At 71.0% G+C, this 17136-nt stretch carries 15 protein-coding genes; 10 read left to right on the forward strand and 5 right to left on the reverse strand.

Annotated features, from left to right (window positions below; translation table 11 throughout):
• Window positions 1–47: 47 nt before the first annotated feature.
• The 4 genes from CFB81_RS14175 to CFB81_RS14190 are packed head-to-tail and all read left to right on the forward strand — an operon-like array spanning window position 48 to window position 4760.
• On the forward strand, window positions 48–845 hold the full coding sequence (locus CFB81_RS14175) for a (Fe-S)-binding protein (protein ID WP_089435636.1): 798 nt from the start codon (window positions 48–50) through the stop codon (window positions 843–845).
• A complete protein-coding gene (locus CFB81_RS14180) occupies window positions 842–1567 on the forward strand; it encodes a lactate utilization protein C (protein WP_089435849.1) in 726 nt (241 codons plus the stop codon). Before CFB81_RS14175 ends, CFB81_RS14180 begins: the two co-directional genes overlap by 4 nt.
• The gene (locus tag CFB81_RS14185; protein WP_089435637.1) at window positions 1564–3009 is read left to right on the forward strand and encodes a LutB/LldF family L-lactate oxidation iron-sulfur protein; all 1446 of its coding nucleotides are present in this window, start codon (window positions 1564–1566) and stop codon (window positions 3007–3009) included. Before CFB81_RS14180 ends, CFB81_RS14185 begins: the two co-directional genes overlap by 4 nt.
• A gap of 50 nt (window positions 3010–3059) precedes the next feature.
• On the forward strand, window positions 3060–4760 hold the full coding sequence (locus tag CFB81_RS14190) for a lactate permease LctP family transporter (protein ID WP_089435638.1): 1701 nt from the start codon (window positions 3060–3062) through the stop codon (window positions 4758–4760).
• A gap of 108 nt (window positions 4761–4868) precedes the next feature.
• Here the strand turns inward: CFB81_RS14190 and CFB81_RS14195 are convergent, their stop codons facing one another.
• The 5 genes from CFB81_RS14195 to CFB81_RS14215 all read right to left on the reverse strand — a co-directional run bounded on the left by CFB81_RS14195 (window position 4869) and on the right by CFB81_RS14215 (window position 9143).
• Window positions 4869–5630, reverse strand: a complete 762-nt coding sequence (locus tag CFB81_RS14195) for a M48 family metalloprotease (protein WP_069621790.1) — start codon at window positions 5628–5630, stop codon at window positions 4869–4871.
• A 204-nt stretch (window positions 5631–5834) separates the two neighbouring features.
• Window positions 5835–6617, reverse strand: coding sequence for a glycosyltransferase family 2 protein (locus CFB81_RS14200; protein ID WP_069621791.1), 783 nt, complete (start codon window positions 6615–6617; stop codon window positions 5835–5837).
• 125 nt (window positions 6618–6742) lie between these two features.
• Window positions 6743–8035 carry an endoribonuclease L-PSP gene (locus CFB81_RS14205; protein ID WP_089435639.1) on the reverse strand — a complete coding sequence of 431 codons (1293 nt, stop codon included), beginning with the start codon at window positions 8033–8035 and terminating at the stop codon, window positions 6743–6745.
• 37 nt (window positions 8036–8072) lie between these two features.
• Window positions 8073–8789 carry a 3-oxoacyl-ACP reductase FabG gene (gene fabG / locus CFB81_RS14210; protein ID WP_089435640.1) on the reverse strand — a complete coding sequence of 239 codons (717 nt, stop codon included), beginning with the start codon at window positions 8787–8789 and terminating at the stop codon, window positions 8073–8075.
• Between the two features lie 69 nt (window positions 8790–8858).
• Window positions 8859–9143, reverse strand: coding sequence for a phosphopantetheine-binding protein (locus CFB81_RS14215; RefSeq protein ID WP_084044082.1), 285 nt, complete (start codon window positions 9141–9143; stop codon window positions 8859–8861).
• A 535-nt stretch (window positions 9144–9678) separates the two neighbouring features.
• Between CFB81_RS14215 and CFB81_RS14225 the strand changes: the two genes are divergently transcribed.
• Genes CFB81_RS14225 through CFB81_RS14250 form a run of 6 tightly spaced genes read left to right on the forward strand, consistent with a single transcriptional unit; the run spans window position 9679 to window position 17120 of the window.
• The gene (locus CFB81_RS14225) at window positions 9679–10332 is read left to right on the forward strand and encodes a hypothetical protein (protein ID WP_089435641.1); all 654 of its coding nucleotides are present in this window, start codon (window positions 9679–9681) and stop codon (window positions 10330–10332) included.
• 51 nt (window positions 10333–10383) lie between these two features.
• The gene (locus CFB81_RS14230; RefSeq protein WP_089435642.1) at window positions 10384–12150 is read left to right on the forward strand and encodes an acyl-CoA synthetase family protein; all 1767 of its coding nucleotides are present in this window, start codon (window positions 10384–10386) and stop codon (window positions 12148–12150) included.
• The gene (locus tag CFB81_RS14235) at window positions 12147–13124 is read left to right on the forward strand and encodes an acyl-CoA synthetase (RefSeq protein ID WP_089435643.1); all 978 of its coding nucleotides are present in this window, start codon (window positions 12147–12149) and stop codon (window positions 13122–13124) included. Before CFB81_RS14230 ends, CFB81_RS14235 begins: the two co-directional genes overlap by 4 nt.
• Window positions 13121–13765, forward strand: coding sequence for an outer membrane lipoprotein carrier protein LolA (locus tag CFB81_RS14240; RefSeq protein WP_089435644.1), 645 nt, complete (start codon window positions 13121–13123; stop codon window positions 13763–13765). Before CFB81_RS14235 ends, CFB81_RS14240 begins: the two co-directional genes overlap by 4 nt.
• Window positions 13765–16239 carry an MMPL family transporter gene (locus tag CFB81_RS14245; RefSeq protein WP_089435645.1) on the forward strand — a complete coding sequence of 825 codons (2475 nt, stop codon included), beginning with the start codon at window positions 13765–13767 and terminating at the stop codon, window positions 16237–16239. The genes CFB81_RS14240 and CFB81_RS14245 overlap by 1 nt, the downstream gene beginning before the upstream one ends.
• Window positions 16236–17120: a polysaccharide deacetylase family protein gene (locus CFB81_RS14250; RefSeq protein ID WP_089435646.1), complete on the forward strand. Its 885-nt coding sequence runs from the start codon at window positions 16236–16238 to the stop codon at window positions 17118–17120. Before CFB81_RS14245 ends, CFB81_RS14250 begins: the two co-directional genes overlap by 4 nt.
• Window positions 17121–17136: the final 16 nt, after the last annotated feature.

Raw genomic sequence — 17136 nt, forward strand, 5'->3', positions numbered from 1 at the left:
GCGAAATCGACGCTCCGCACGCCGGGCCGTCGCCTCTGGAGCGAGACATGAATCCACGGCCTTACCCCACCGCCCCCACGCACGTCTATCTGTTCGCGACCTGCCTGGTCGACCTGTTCGTCCCCGAAGCAGGGCTCGACGCAGTCCGCCTGCTGGAACGCGAGGGGCTGACCGTCCACTATCCGCGCGGCCAGAGCTGTTGCGGGCAGCCGGCCTACAGCAGCGGCAATCCCGACGAAGCGCGCCGCGTCGCGGCCGCGCAGCTCGACCTGTTCGCGCAACCGTGGCCGGTGATCGTGCCGTCCGGTTCGTGCGCGGGCATGATCCGGCACCATTGGCCGGCGCTGTTCGCCGACGATCCCGTTCACGGCCCGAAAGCACGCGCGATCGCGGAGCGGACCTACGAACTCGCCGAATTCCTCGTCCATGTGCTCGACGTGCAACTCGACGCGGTCATGACCGACGCCGGCCCCGACGAACGCGTCGTGCTGCACACGTCGTGCGCGGCACGGCGCGAGATGGGCACGCGCGTGCACGGCGTCGCGCTCGTCGACGCGCTGCCGGGCGTGACGCGCATCGAACACGAACGCGAATCGGAATGCTGCGGCTTCGGCGGCACGTTCTCGCTGAAGCATCCGGACATCTCGGGCGCGATGGTGCGCGACAAGGTCGCATCGGCGTGCGCGACGGGCTGCGACCGGCTCGTGTCGGCCGACTGCGGCTGCCTGCTGAACATCGGCCACGCCGCGGCCAAGGCCGGCGCGGCGCTGCCCGTCGAACATCTCGCGAGCTTCCTGTGGCGCCGCACGGCCGGCGCCGGCTCGCTGCGCGGAGAGTCGAAATGAGCGCACGCGACGCGATCCTCGCGCGGCTGCGCGCCGCCGCACCGGGCGTCGCGACGAACGCCGCGCCTGCGCTCGATGCGCGCATCGACGCGCATTACGACACGCGCCGTGCATCGGCCGGCCGCGCCTCCGATGCACGCGTGCAGGCGATGCAGACGGCGCTCGCCGCGTCGCACGCCGAAGTCTGGTGCGCGAGCGCCGACGCATGGCCCGCGCAGCTCGCCGCGCGCCTGGCCGACGCCGGCGTGCGCCGCCTGCTGCTCGACCCGGCCCGCGCCGAATCCGCGGCGCTCGCCCGCGCGCTGCCCGGTACGGTCGCGCCGGTGCCGTTCGACCGGCCGATCGACGCGTGGAAAACCGAACTGTTCGACACGATCGACGCGGGCTTCACCGTCGCACGCTCGGGCATCGCGGCCACCGGCACGCTGGTGCTCGCGCCCGATGCCGGCACGCCGCGCACGGTGTCGCTGGTGCCGCCGCTGCACATCGCGCTCGTGCATGCGAGCACGCTGCATGCGGACCTGCACGCCGCCGTGCACGCGGAGCACTGGCAAGCCGGCATGCCGACGAACCTCGTGCTGGTATCGGGCCCGTCGAAGACGTCCGACATCCAGCAGACGCTCGCCTATGGCGCGCACGGCCCGCGCCGCCTGTGGGTCGTGATCGTCACCGATTCGGCCGCGCCGCCGGCCGCCCCCGCTTGCGAGGACCTGCCGCGATGAGCGACCACCCGCTGCAATTCGTCTCCCCCGGCGACTTCAAGACCCGTGCGCGCGCCGCGCTCGACGATCCGGCGCTGCGCCGGAGCTTTCGCGGCGCGATGGACTTCCTGCAAGGCAAGCGCGCGACGCAATTCCCCGACGACACCGAGCTGCAGCACCTGCGCGATCTCGGCGAAGCCGTCCGGCAGCACGCGCTCGCGCAACTGCCCGCGCTGCTCGAACGGCTGGAGACGAAGCTCACCGCAGCCGGCGTGCACGTGCACTGGGCCGAGACGGCCGCCGACGCGAACGCGATCGTGCTCGGCATCGCGCAGGCGAAGAAGGCGCGCCGCGTGATCAAGGGCAAGTCGATGGCGAGCGAGGAAATCGAGCTGAATCATTACCTCGCGGAACACGGTGTCGACTGCATCGAATCCGACATGGGCGAATTCATCGTGCAGCTCGCGGGCGAGAAGCCGTCGCACATCGTGATGCCGGCGATCCACAAGACCCGCGGCGACATCGCCGAACTGTTCGAGGCGCACCTCCCCGGCACGCGCTACACGGAAGACGTCGACGAACTGATCCAGACCGGCCGGCGCGCGCTGCGCCGCGCGTTCGCGGAAGCGGACATCGGCCTGTCGGGCGTCAATTTCGCGGCGGCCGACACGGGCACGCTGTGGCTCGTCGAGAACGAAGGCAACGGCCGCCTGTCGACGACGGTGCCCGACACGCACGTGGCGATCATGGGGATCGAGAAGGTCGTCGAGAAGCTCGAGCACATCGTGCCGCTGTCGAGCCTGCTCACACGCTCGGCCACCGGCCAGGCGATCACGACCTACTTCAACCTGATCTCGGGCCCGCGCCGCGACGGCGAACGCGACGGCCCGCGCGAGCTGCACCTCGTGCTGCTCGACAACGGCCGCACGCAGGCGTACGCGGACGAACAGTTGCGCGCGACGCTGCAATGCATCCGCTGCGGCGCGTGCATGAATCACTGCCCCGTCTATACGCGCATCGGCGGCCACGCGTACGGCACGACCTACCCGGGCCCGATCGGCAAGATCATCTCGCCGCACCTGCTCGGCCTCGACGCAACGGCCGACCTGCCGACCGCGTCGACGCTGTGCGGCGCATGCGGCGAGGTGTGCCCGGTGCGCATCCCGATCCCGCAATTGCTCGTGCGGCTGCGCACCGAAGCGAACCGCAAGCCCGACGAACCGGTCGCGCATCCGCTGCGCGGCCAGGGCGCGAACTACCACCGCGCGGAAGAACTCGTGTGGCGCTTCTGGTCGGGCGCGTTCGCGCATCCGCGCGCGTACCGCGCATTCCGCTGGGCCGCGACCCGCCTGCGCGCGCTGACGCCCGCGAAACAACTGGGCTGGACGCAGCACCGCACGCCGCTCGAACCGGCGCCGCGCAGCCTGTCCGACCTGCTGCGCGCCCGCGGCCAGCCCGAATAGCGCATCCGCTTTCAAACCCGTACCCCGATAAATCCATGGAGGAGACAACCATGCAGGTTTGGCATCAGATCTACACCCCGCTCGGCAGCCTCGGGCTGTCGGCACTCGTCGCCGCGATTCCGATCGTCTTCTTTTTCGTCGCGCTCGCCGCGCTGCGGATGAAGGGCCACGTCGCGGCCGCGATCACGCTGCTGCTGGCGCTCGGCGTCGCGATCGTCGCGTACGGCATGCCCGTGCCGCAAGCGCTCGCGGCGGCCGGCTTCGGCTTCGCGTACGGCCTGTGGCCGATCGCGTGGATCATCGTCGCGGCGGTGTTCCTGTACAAGATCGTCGTGAAGACCGGCCAGTTCGACATCATCCGCGCGTCGGTGCTGTCGATCACCGACGACCAGCGGCTGCAAATGCTGCTGATCGGCTTCTCGTTCGGTGCGTTCCTCGAAGGCGCAGCCGGCTTCGGCGCGCCCGTCGCGATCACGGCCGCGCTGCTCGTCGGCCTCGGCTTCAAGCCGCTGCATGCGGCCGGACTGTGTCTGATTGCAAACACCGCGCCGGTGGCGTTCGGCGCGATGGGCATCCCGATCATCGTCGCCGGGCAGGTGACGGGCATCGACGCATTCCACATCGGCGCGATGGCCGGCCGCCAGCTGCCGCTGCTGTCGCTCGCGGTGCCGTTCTGGCTCGTGTTCATGATGGACGGGCTGCGCGGCGTACGGCAGACGTGGCCGGCCGCACTCGTCGCGGGCGGCAGCTTCGCGGTCACGCAGTACTTCACGTCGAACCACATCGGGCCGGAGCTGCCGGACATCACGTCGTCGCTCGTCAGTCTCGTGTCGCTCGCCGCGTTCCTGAAGGTCTGGCAGCCGAGCAGCGCGAAGCAGACGGCAGGCGCAATCGTCGCGTCCGGCGGCGGCGCGGCGCTCGCCGGGTTCGGCGCGGGCGGCAACGGGGCGGGCACGAGCCGCCAGGCGTCGCCGTACACGTTCGCGCAAACCGTGCGCGCGTGGTCGCCGTTCCTGATCCTGACGGCCGTCGTCACCGTGTGGAGCATCGCGCCGTTCAAGGCGCTGTTCGCCGCGCACGGCGCGCTTGCTTCGACCGTGCTGAAGTTTCACGTGGCCGGGCTCGACCAGCTCGTCGTGAAGACCGCGCCGATCGCCGCGACGCCGAAGGCGCTCGACGCGGTGCTGAAGATCGATCTCGTGTCGGCGGTCGGCAGCGCGATCCTCGTGACCGCGCTGATCTCGATGGCGCTGTTGCGGATGAAGCCGCGCGACGCGCTCGTCACGTTCGGCGAGACGCTGAAGGAACTGACGCGCCCGATCCTGTCGATCGGCCTCGTACTCGCGTTCGCGTTCGTCGCGAACTACTCGGGGATGTCGTCGACGCTCGCGCTGATGCTGGCCGCGACCGGCGGCGCGTTCCCGTTCTTCTCGCCGTTCCTCGGCTGGCTCGGCGTGTTCCTGACCGGCTCGGACACGTCGTCGAACGCGCTGTTCTGCTCGCTGCAGCAGGCCACCGCCCATCAGCTCGGCGTGCCCGAGACGCTCGCGGTCGCCGCGAACACGACGGGCGGCGTGACCGCGAAGATGATCTCGCCGCAGTCGATCGCGGTCGCGTGCGCGGCGACGGGCCTCGTCGGCAAGGAATCCGAGCTGTTCCGCTTCACGGTGCGGCACAGCCTGCTGTTCGCGGTGATCGTCGGACTGATCACGCTCGTGCAGGCGTACGTGCTGCCGGGGATGGTGCCGTAAGGCGCGACGTGCACGCCGAACAAACAAAAAACCCACGCCCGAACGAGCGTGGGTTTTTCACTTCACCTGCCGATCGCCGGCGCGGACGGCCGGCGATCCGTTGCGCGATCAGCTGCCCTTCGCGATGCGATCCTGGATGTGCTGCGCACGGCTCGACGACGACGGATGCGAGCTCATCATCGAGCTCTTGCCGCCGTCCAGCTGCGCGAGCTTCTGGAACGCGGTGACGAGGCCCTTCTGGTTCATGCTCTTCTGCTTCATCAGGTCGAACGAGTAGTCGTCGGCCGCGCTTTCCTGCGTCTGCGAGAACTGCGCGTTGATGAACTTCTCGGTGATGTCGCCGAGCTGCGAGCTCGTCAGCGCCGCCACGCCCGGCGAAGCCGCGCCGGCCGCGGTACGCGCCGCGCTCACCGCATATGCCGTCTGCATCGCCTTCTTCGAGTGGCCGAGTGCGACGTGGCCCATTTCATGGCCGATCACGCCGCGCAGCTCGTCGTCGTTCATCATGTCCATCAGGCCGCTGTACACGCGCACGCAGCCGTTGCCCATCGCCCACGCGTTGACGTCCTTGGTCATGTAGACCTTGTAGTTGATCTTCTGGCCGTTCAGCGTCATGTCGCCGAAGCCCTTCATCACCTTCGTCAGGCGCTTCGCGTACGCGCTGTTCGCCGGCGCGATCTTCGATTCGGCGTCGCTCGACTTGCACGACTCGTTCGACAGCGCGGCGATGTCGCTGTCCGACAGCGTCGCCGCCTTGTACAGGTTGGTCCCCGCCGACGTCAGGCTGTTCGCGTCAAGGTTTTGCACCCCGCCGCATGCGCTCAACAGAAACGCCACGCCACATGCCGCCACCGCTTTCTTGAGTTGCATCCCGGAATCCCTCGATAGTTGTATTTGGGAGCGGCGATTTTGCATAATCCGGCAGAAAATTACCAGTTGTTTACATCAGATGACACGCTCATTACTCAGCGGATCGACATGATGCGGCGATCCGGCCCCGGATTGACGGCGAACGGCGTGGCAATCGCCGCGCCCGGCACGGCGACCGGGGAACGGAAGCGGACCGACCTGCGCTCAGGCCGTCTGGTCGCGGCGCCGCGTCAGGCGGCGCGCGACGAGCATCGGCAGCCGCATCGCGAAGCCGGTGAACAGGCGCAGGTGCATCCACGCGAGCAGCGCGTTGTCGCGGCCGTAGTGAAAATGCGACACGCCGCCTTCGTGGCGGCCGAAATAGCGCACCGGGGCGTCGATCCGGATCGGGCGCACACCGGCCCAGCACAGCCGCACGGCCGCTTCGGGATCGAAGTCGAAGCCGCGCATCCACGGCTGGCGCCGCATGATCGCCGCCAGCGGCGCGACCGGATACACGCGAAAGCCGTACAGCGAATCGCCGATCCCGGCCCACAGCGTCTCGAGGTCGGCCCACGCGTTCGACAGCCGGCGCCCCTGCACGCGCAACCGCGGCGCGCTCGCGTCGAACTTCGGCACGCCGAGCACCATCGCGTCGGGCGCGGCCTGCGATGCCGCCATGAAAACGGGAATCAGGTCGGCCGGATGCTGGCCGTCCGAATCCATCGTCAGCACGTGCGTGAAGCCGCTCGCGGCGGCCGCGTCGAGCCCCGCGAGCACCGCAGCGCCCTTGCCGCGATTCTCCGGCAGCACGATCACGCGCAGGCCGGGATCGCGCTCGGCCATCGCCTGCAGCCGTTCGGCGCTGCCGTCGGTGCTGCCGTCGACGACGACCCACACCGGATTCCACTGCGCGCGCGCATTGCGCACGGTCGTGTCGACCTTGGCGCCCGGGTTGTAGCTCGGAATCAGGACGAGATGGGTGGACGACGCGTGCAGCTTGGACATGGAAACAGCCGATGGGGAAGACGGGGAGCCTGACAAAAGTGTATGACTTGCCGGCGAACGCCGGCACGCGTCGTCGACGCCGGCCGCGGGCCGGACCGGCTGCCCGATCGCGAGGCTCTCGCGCTTCATGACAGCCACTCCATCGCATGACCGGCGCTGGCCTCGATCTCGACCAGCAGGTCGTCGCGACACACGTCCGCATGCACGAACAGCGGCCGCACGTGGGGACCGGCCGCGTCGCGCAGCACGCGGCCGATCGCGGCCAGCGCCGCGGTATCGCCGGCGTCGCGCACGTAGACGCGATAGCTCAGGTCGGCGAGCGAGAACGGGCCGTGCCCCTGCCGCGCGGCCTGCTCGAGCACGGCCGCGAGGTTCGCGACCGTCTCGCGCGTCTGCGCGACGACGTCGCCGCGATGCACGGTACGGTGCCCGACGATGCTCGCGGTGCCCGATACGAACAGCACCGGCGCCGCATGGCCGTCGGCCCACGCGGCGGCGCGCGCGAACGTCGGCGCACGCGGGCCGTACTGCGCCGGATAGTGATACGCGCTGACTTGGCGCGGGTTCTCGATGGAATCGGCCGGCGTACGGCTCGCGAGGAAATGAATCGCGAGCGGCGCGGCCGGCGATGCATCGCCCCCGACCGGCACGACCGAGCCGAGCGCGCACGCAGCCGGCACGCTGCCCGTGAGCGCGCGTCGGCACGCGTCGAACGCACGCTGACGGCCGATATTGAACTGACGATAGCGCTCGAGCCCGCCCTGCACCGCATTGATCGCCGGCACGGTGTTCCAGATCCGCAGCGGATGCGGCATGCCGAGCGTATCGAGCAGGCCGAACAGCGCGCGGTACGCGTCGAACGTCGCGCGTTCGAGCGGCGTGCCGTCGTCGTGCGGCGCGTCGTACGCCGCGTCCGTCTCGTGCACGACGAGGCTGCCGAACACGAGCCCCGCCGTTTCGCTGTAGCGGTAGTGCAACGCACCGTGCCGCGCGCCGCGCAGGTCGTGCGCATCGCATTGCCACAGTTCGCAGACGGCATCGCCCGGCGCGACCTCGGTGCCGAGCAGCGCCATCTGTACCGGCGCGACCGGCAGGCCGGGCGCGGCATCGGTCAGCATCCGCGCCATTGAGTCGGCGCGCGACTCGTCCGGTGCTCCCGCCGCGCCGATGCACACCGCGCCCAGCGCGCCGGGAAACACGCGATCCAGTTCGTCGCCCCGGCTGCGCGCGTCGTGCAGCAGCGCGACGAGCCGCGCGTCGCGCATCTGGACGAGCCGCAGCGCGGGCTCGCCGCCGTGCGCGAACGGCGCGGCGGAGGGCAACAGCGGACTCGGACGCCGTTCGGCGTGGGCTGGATGCACGGACACTTCGATTTCCTCACTATGCGGCGCAGGCCGCGCGGCAACGCGGCACCGCACCGTGTTGCGTTACGTCAGGCCAACGCGGCGCGCGTCGTCACGCGAGCCCGCCGTTGACGGACAACACCTGCCCCGTCACATAGGCCGCGGCGTCGGATACCAGGTACGCGACCATCGCCGCGACTTCGTCGGGCCGGCCCGCGCGCTGCGCGGGCACGAGCTGCTTGATGCGTTCGGCGGGAAACGCCTGTTCGGCCATCGGCGATGCGATGATGCCGGGCGCCACCGCGTTCACGGTGATGCCGCGCGACGCGAGCTCCAGCGACAGAGACTTCGTCGCGCCGATCAGCCCGGCCTTCGCGGCCGCGTAGTTGGCCTGCCCGCGATTGCCGGTCACGCCGGCCACCGACGCGATGTTGACGATCCGGCCGTGCCGCGTGCGGATCATCGGCAGCAGCAGCGGCTGCGTGACGTTGAAGAAGCCGTTGAGCGTCACGTCGATCACGCCGTGCCATTGCCGGCGCGACATGCCGGCCATCGGCGCGTCGTCGTGAATGCCCGCGTTGTTGACGAGGATCTGCACCGGCGCATCGTCGATGAACGGCTGCAGCGCCGCGAGCGTCGCATCGGCGTCGGTCACGTCGAACGCGATCGCGTGCGCGGCGCCGCCGGCCGCGACGATCTGCTGCGCGACGGCCTCCGCCTGCGCGAGATGGCGGTTCGCATGCACCCACACTTCATGGCCGGCCTGCGCGAGCGCCGTGCAGATCGCCTGCCCGAGTGCGCCGCTGCCGCCCGTCACGAGCGCCCGCATCGAATTGCTCCGTTCATCGCGTTCTCACCTCGATCGACGCGGCCGCGCGTCGTCCGTCGAGCGCCGCCGTCACTTCGTGCGATGGGCGGCGACGTAGGCCGCCAACGCACCGAGCGTCGCAAAGATCTTTTGGTTGTCCGGATTGTCCGAGCGCAGTTCGAAGCCGTATTTCTTCGAAATCAGCAGCGCGATTTCCAGGATGTCGATGGAGTCGAGCCCGAAACCTTCGCCATACAGCGGAGTGTCGGCCGTCACTGTGTCGAGCGGGACGTCTTCGAGATTCAATTCGCCGATGATCAGCGTGGCGAGCTCTTGTTCCAGTGCGTTCATCATGGGTGCGTGCAGGCGGCCCATCGCGGCGGGAGGTGCACGGAAACGGCAACCGTCGGGCACGCCCGGCGCGTGCAAAATCTCCGTCCCTCCGGCGTCTGCCGGCTTCCCCGCCTGCGTTATCGGGGGATCGTTTGTAAAAGTTACGCGGATTCTAGACGAAGGGTATCGGGTCGTATACCGCGAATGGTTACAAGACTGGCGAGCCGTCGCCGCGGCCCGTTTCGGGCGCGAATACACGAGACGCTTGAGCCGCTTTGGACGGAAATGGACCGACCCCGCGAAATCGTTCGTCCGGTGCCATACAATCGGTTACAAAACCCGGTCGCGGCCACCCCGAACGCGCGCTGCCGCGGCCCTAAAATGAGCGTGCCCGGACCGCGTGCCGGCCACCATTCATATGATGTTTGACGGCCCGACCATCGCGTCCGGCCACGATCCGCCCGATGTTTCCAGTCATGCCGCATCCGCCCTTGCGCTCCGTTCCGGTTCGCCCGCCCGTCAGCCGCTGCAGCCCGGTCGCCGAGCGCTGCGCGCGCCGCGCGCCCGGAGGCCGCCGATGAGCCGGCTGCTGGCCGTCGTGCGCGGTGTCGCAGCAGTCGGCGCCGTAGCCGCCTACCAGGCCGGCGCGCACTACGCGAGCGCCACGCCCGGCGCGCATGGCTTCGGCCTCGCGATGGCGCTCGTGCCGCCGCTGCTGCTCGCGCTGGGCGCGGCGCTGCGCTCGCCACGGCGCGCGTGGCTCGTGCCGGCCTGGCTGCTGGTTGCCGCCGCGCTGTGGGCCGCGCGCGCGCCGCTCGCGCAGCATTTCGAATGGGGCCTGTATCTGGAGCACGCGAGCTTCAACGTCGCGATGGCGCTGCTGTTCGGCCGCACGCTCGCGGCCGGCCAGGTCCCGCTGTGCACGCGCTTCGCGGCGATGATCCACGGCACGGTCACGCCGGCCGTCGCGCGCTACACGCGGCGGATCACGCTCGCGTGGACGCTGTTCTTCGTCGCGATCGCCGCCGTGTCGACGCTGCTGTTCGCGACCGCGCCGATCGTCGCGTGGTCGACCTTCGCGAACTATCTGTCGCTGCCGCTCGTCGCCGTGATGTTCGCGGTCGAGCATGCGTGCCGGCGTTTCGCGCTGCCGCACGAGCCGCGGCCGCGGATGGTCGACGCGGTGCGCGCGTATCGCGCGTCGACCCACGCATCGCAGGGCTCGCGATGAATTCATGACCGGCGCGGCCGCGCCGGCCTTCGTTCCCGTCTTGACCGATTTATGCCGACTCACCCGCTGGTATTCCATTCCTCGCCGGACCAGACGATCGCCTGGCGCGACGGCTCGCCCGTCACCGTGCGCGCCTTCGTCGCCGACGTCGCGCGCGTGGCCGCCGCGCTGCCCGCCGGCGGCCACGTGTTCAACGTGTGCCGCGACCGCTATCGCTTCGCGGTCAGCCTGTGCGCGGCGCTCGTCGCCGGCAGGATCAGCCTGCTGCCGTCGACGCACACGCCGGAAATGGTTCGCCAGCTCGCGTCGTTCGCGCCCGACGCGTTCTGCCTGCACGACGCGCCCGATTGCACGATCGACCTGCCGCGTTTCGCGTATCCCGACGCCGCGCCGGGCGAACCGGCGAGCGACGCGCCGTTCGCAGTCCCGCAGATCGATGCGGCGCGGATCATGGCCTACGTGTTCACGTCCGGCTCGACCGGCCAGCCGGTGCCGCACCGCAAGACCTGGGGCTTCCTGGTCGCCTGCGTGCGCGCGGCGGCCGATCGCCTCGGGCTGCTCGACGGCCGCGCGGCCACGCTGATCGGCACGGTGCCCGCGCAGCACATGTACGGCTTCGAGTCGACGGTGCTGCTCGCGCTGCTCGGCGGCCTCGCGTTCAGCAACCGCCAGCCGTTCTACCCGGGCGACATTCGCGACGAACTCGACGCGATCCCGCAGCCGCGCGTGCTCGTCACGTCGCCGATCCACCTGCGTGCGCTGCTGTCGGCCGGCCATGCGCTGCCGCGCGCGGCGCTCGTGCTGTCGGCCACCGCGCCGCTGTCGGAAAAACTCGCGCGCGAAGCCGAGGCCGCGCTCGACGCGCCGCTCGTCGAGATCTACGGCAGCACCGAGACCGGCCAGATCGCGACCCGTCGCACGTCGCAAGGCGCGGCGTGGGCGCTGTTCCCGGACATCCGGCTCGACGCACGCGACGAACCGGGCGGCGACGACAGCGGGCCCACCGTATGGGTATCGGGCGGGCACGTCGAGGCGCCGGTGCCGATGGGCGACGCGCTCGAACTGCTCGGCGACGGCCGGTTCCTGCTGCACGGACGCAAGGCCGACCTCGTCAACATCGCCGGCAAGCGCACGTCGCTCGCGTACCTGAACCATCAGCTCAACGCGATTGCCCAGGTGGTCGACGGCGTGTTCTTCATGCCCGACGAAGCCGGGCCCGCGCACGGCGACACGGCGCGCGAACCGGTCACGCGGCTCGTCGCGCTCGTCGTCGCGCCGACGCTCGCGGCCGCCGATCTGCAACGCGCGCTGCGCGAGCGGATCGATCCCGCGTTCATGCCGCGCCCGCTCGTGTTCGTCGATGCGCTGCCGCGCAACGAAACGGGCAAGCTGCCGCGCGACGTGCTGGCCGCGCTCGTCGCGCATCATGCACGTGCGACGGCCGCGACGGCTGCAACGGCTGCAACGGCCGCGCCGGCCGGGCGCGACCCGGCCGGTCCGCCCGCGCTCGCGTTCACGATTGCCGCCGACCATCCCGCGCTGCCCGGCCACTTCCCCGGCCATCCGGTCGTGCCCGGCGTCGTGCTGCTCGATCACGCGATCCAGACGATCGGTGCGGCGCTGAACCGTCCGCTGCATGCGTGGCGGCTCGGGTCCGCGAAATTCCTGAGCCCGGTCGCGCCTGGCGAGCCGCTCGCGCTCGCGTACGACGCCGCGGCCAGCGGCGCGATCCGCTTCACGGTGCGCGCCGGGTCGCGCGAGGTCGCGACCGGCGTGCTGTCCGCACCGCCGGCCGCGCAGGACGGCGTGCAGCGATGAAGCGCACCGCATGGGCCGAGCGCCAGGAGCGCAGCAATGCGAGCCTGCTGCGCGCGATGACGTGGATTTCGCTGCGCTTCGGCCGACAGCGCGCGCGCATCGTGCTGCACCTGATCGCGACGTATTTCGTGCTGTTCTCGCCGGCCGCGTGCGCGGCGTCGCGCGACTACCTGCGCCGCGTGCTCGGCCGCCCCGCGCGCTGGCGCGACGTGTACCGGCACGTGTTCACGTTCGCGGCGACGATTCACGATCGCGTCTACCTGATGAACGGACGCTTCGACCTGTTCGACATCCGGCTGCATGGCGAAACGCTCGTCGACACCGCGCTCGCGGATGGGCGCGGCGCGTTCCTGATGGGCGCACACCTCGGCAGCTTCGAGGTCGTGCGCGCGATCGGCCGTACGCGTCCGGACCTGCGTGTGGTCGTCACGATGTACGAGCAAAACGCGCGCAAGATCAACGCGACGCTCGCCGCGGTGAACCCGGCCGCACAGCCGGAGGTGATTCCGCTCGGGCAGGTCGACTCGATGCTGAAGGTGCGCGAGCGTCTCGACGCGAACTGCATGGTCGGCATGCTCGCCGATCGCACGCTGCTCGACGACGCGGCCGCGTCGCTGCGGCGCGTGCCGCTGCTCGGCGCGCCGGCCGCGTTTCCGCTCGGGCCGCTTTACATGGCCGCGATGCTGAGGCGCCCGGTGATCTTCATGACGGGCCTCTATCGCGACGGCAACCGCTACGACGTGCACTTCGAAACGCTCGCCGATTTCTCCGGCGTGCGGCGCGACGCGCGCGCGGCGGCGGTCGACGCGGCGCTCGCGCGCTACGTCGCGCTGCTCGACAAGTACTGCCGCATGGCGCCGTACAACTGGTTCAACTATTTCGATTTCTGGAAGGGCGGCGATGCCGCGGCCACGCGCCGCGAGACGGTGCACGCCGGCGCCGACCTGACCGCCGCGAGGGATTCCGACGCATGACCGCCGTTCGCCGCCGCCCGTTCCCGTTCTCGTCGCACCGCATCGTCCGCGTGGCCCGCGTGCTCGCCGCCACCGCCGCCGCGATCGTGCTGGCGATGCCCGCGCACGCAACCGATGCCGGCTCGGCGTGGACCCTCGACCGGCTGATGTCGACGCTCGCGCAGCACAAGTCGGGCCGCGCGACCTTCACCGAGACGAAGACCCTGTCGATCGCCACGCAGCCGATCGAATCGTCGGGTGAACTGATGTTCGTCGCGCCCGACCATCTGGAAAAACACACGCTGAGCCCGAAGCCCGAACACCTCGTCGTCGACGGCGACATGCTCACCGTCGAGCGCAACAACCGCAAGTACACGCTTGCGCTCGCGCGCTATCCGGAGCTCGGCGCGTTCATCGACAGCATCCGCGCGACGCTCGCCGGCAACCGCTTCGCGCTCGAACAGGTGTACAAGGTCGCCCTTTCCGGACGCGGCGACGATTGGACGCTGACGCTCACGCCGCTCGATTCGCGGATGCGGAAGGTCGTCAGCACGATCACGCTCGACGGCACGCGCGACGTGTTGCGCAGCGTCGCGATCCGGCAGGCCGACGGGGACCGTTCGGTGATGCGCCTGCAACCCGTCGCGGCGAACGCGAACTGATGGACGATCGTACGCACCCCTCCCCCGTCGTCCGCCGCGTGCCCGCATGGCGGCAGCGCGCGGTGCTCGTATGGCTGCTCGCGCTCGTCGCGTGCGGTGTCGCGATCGGGCGCGCGCACTTCACGGCCGACCTGTCCGCGTTCCTGCCGAATGCGCCGAGCGCCGGGCAACGCGTGCTCGTCGACCAGTTGCGCGACGGTATCGTGTCGCGTCTGATCCTCGTCGCGATCGACGGCGGCGACGCGCGCACGCGCGCCGCGCTGTCGCGGCGCGTGGCCGGTACGCTGCGCACCGATCCGCAGTTCGCGGCGGTGCGCAACGGCGAAACCGCGAACGACGCACGCGACCGGCAATTCATCTTCGACCATCGCTATCTGCTGAGCCCGGCCGTCACGCCGCAGCGCTTCAGCGCCGACGGCCTGCACCAGGCGCTCGGCGACAGCCTCGACCTGCTGGGTTCGTCGGCCGGCCTCGTCGCGAAGGCGATGCTGCCGCGCGACCCGACCGGCGAAGTCGCCGCGCTCGTCGACGGGCTCGACAGCGCGGCCGAACCGGCGAGCCGCGACGGCGTGTGGGCGTCGCGCGACGGCACACGCGCGGTGCTGGTCGTGCAGACGGCCGCCGCCGGCTCCGATACCGACGCGCAGGCCCGCGCGATCGACGCCGTGCGCCGCGCGTTCGCGGCCGCGACGCAGGCCGTGCCGAACGCGAACGCCGCGACGCTCGCCATGACGGGCCCCGGCGTGTTTTCGGTCGCCACACGCGACACGATCCGGCACGACGTCGAACGATTGTCGACGGCAAGCGTCGTGCTGATCGTCGCGCTGCTGCTCACGCTGTACCGTTCGCCGCGCACGCTCGCGCTCGGCCTGCTGCCGGTGCTGACCGGCGTCGCGGCCGGGATCGCGGCGGTCGGCGTCGCGTTCGGCACGGTCCACGGGCTGACGCTCGGTTTCGGCACGACGCTGATCGGCGAAGCCGTCGACTATTCGATCTACCTGTTCGTGCAATCGGCGCAGGCCGGCACGCACGGCGCGGCGCGCCCGGCCGACGCGACGCGCGCGTGGGTCGCCGCGTACTGGCCGACGATCCGGCTCGGCGTGCTGACGTCCGTGTGCGGCTTCGCGTCGATGCTGTTCTCCGGCTTCCCGGGCCTCGTGCAACTCGGGCTCTATTCGATCGTCGGGCTGACGGCCGCCGCGCTCGTCACGCGCTTCGTGCTGCCGCACCTGCGCGGCGAGCGTGTCGCGATCCGCGACGTATCGCGCGTCGGCGCCGTGCTCGCGCGCGCGGCCGACGCCGCGCCGCGGCTGCGCTGGCCGCTCGCGGTGCTCGTGGTCGCCGCGTGCGCGACGCTCGCGCTGCATCGCGACGGCCTGTGGAGCCGCGAGCTTGCCGCGCTCAGCCCGGTGCCCGCGCCGGCGCAGGCGCTCGACGCCCGGCTGCGCGCCGATGTCGGCGCGCCCGACGTGCGCTACCTCGTCGTGATCGCCGCGCCGACCGAACAAGCCGCGCTCGAAGGCGCGGAAAAAGTCGCCGCGCAGTTGCAACCGCTCGTCGACCGGGGCGCGCTCGGCGGTTTCGAAAACCCCGCACGCTACCTGCCGAGCGATGCCGCGCAGCGCGCGCGCCAGGCAAGCCTGCCGGATGCGGGCACGCTCGCCGCACGGATGCGCGATGCCGTCGCGCACCAGCCGATCGCGGTGAAGCCCGACCTGTTCGCGCCGTTCCTCGCCGACGTCGATGCGGCACGCCACGCGCCGCTGCTCACGCGCGCGGACCTGCGCGGCACATCGATGGCGCTCGCCGTCGATGCCCTGCTGACCGAGCGCGACGGCCGCTGGAGCGCGATGCTGCCGCTGCGGACACCGGACGCCACGCGCGCCGCGCAGCCGTCGTCGAGCCTCGACGCCGCGCCGATTCGCGCGGCCGTCGCGCGCGCGGGCGTGCCCGATGCGCTGTTCGTCGACATGAAGGCCGAAGCCGATCGCCTGTACGTGAGCTACGTGCACGAGGACATCCGGCTGTCGCTCGCGGGTTTCGCCGCGATCGCCGTGCTGCTGGTGATCGCGCTGCGCTCGCCGCGCCGCGCCATGCGCGCCCTCGCCCCGCTCGTCGCGGCCGTGCTGGTCGTGACGGCCGGCTTCGCGCTCGCCGGCGTGCCACTGACGATCCTGCACCTCGTCGGGATGCTGCTGATCGTCGCGGTCGGCTCGAACTACGCACTGTTCTTCTGCCGGCGCGACGACGCGCAGCCCGTCACGCCATACACGCTCGTGTCGCTGCTGATCGCGAACCTCGCGACGGTCGCCGGCTTCGGGCTGCTCGCGCTGTCGCGCGTGCCGCTGCTCGAAACCTTCGGGCTGACCGTCGGCCCCGGCGCGATGCTCGCGCTCGCGTTCGCGGCGATTCTCGCGCCGCGCGCGGCGGGGACGGCGGCGCTCGGCAAGCGTGAACGAGGAGGCCGCGCATGAACGTGCCGCCTGTCATTTCGCCGCGCGATGCCGGCGACGCACGGCGCTGGAAGCCGACGCCGCTGATCGCGGGCGCCGCCGCGCTGCACGCGGGTGCGGCCGCGGCCGTGATCGCGCAACCTGCCGCGTGGCCGTGGGCCGTCGGCGGCGTGGTCGCGTCGCATCTCGCGGTGACTGCGGCCGGCCTGTGGCCGCGCAGCACGTTGCTCGGCCCGAACTGGACACGCCTGCCGGCCGGCGCGGGCCGCCGCATCGCGCTGACCATCGACGACGGTCCCGACCCGGACGTCACGCCCCGCGTGCTCGACCTGCTCGACCGTTACGACGTGCGCGCGACGTTCTTCTGCATCGGCGATCTCGCGCGCCGCCATCCGCGGTGGATCGAGGCGATCGTCGCGCGCGGCCATGCGGTCGAGAACCACAGCCAGCGGCACCGCCATACGTTCTCGCTGTCGGGGCCGGCCGCGCTGCGGCGCGAGATCGCGGCGGCGCAGCAGACGCTGACCGACATCGCCGGCACGCGCCCGCTGTTCTTCCGCGCACCGGCCGGCCTGCGCAATCCGTTTCTCGAACCGGTGCTGTGCGAATTCGGCCTGCAACTGGCGAGCTGGACGCGGCGCGGCTTCGACACGCGGGCGCACGACGCCGCGACCGTCACGCGCCGCCTGCTGCACGGGCTCGATGCGCGCGACATCCTGCTCGTGCACGACGGCCACGCGGCGCGCGATGCGCGCGGCGAACCGGTCGTGCTCGACGTGCTGCCCGCGGTGCTGCGCGCGGCCGCCGACGCGCAGTTGCACTGGACCACGTTGCGCGCGGCGCTCGCGCCCGAACCGCCCGGCCAGCCGGGCGTTCCGGCCCCCCCGTTTGATAAAATCTGAACTCGAGCGGCGCGCG

The organism is Burkholderia sp. AU28863 (assembly GCF_002223195.1).
GTDB lineage: Bacteria > Pseudomonadota > Gammaproteobacteria > Burkholderiales > Burkholderiaceae > Burkholderia > Burkholderia sola.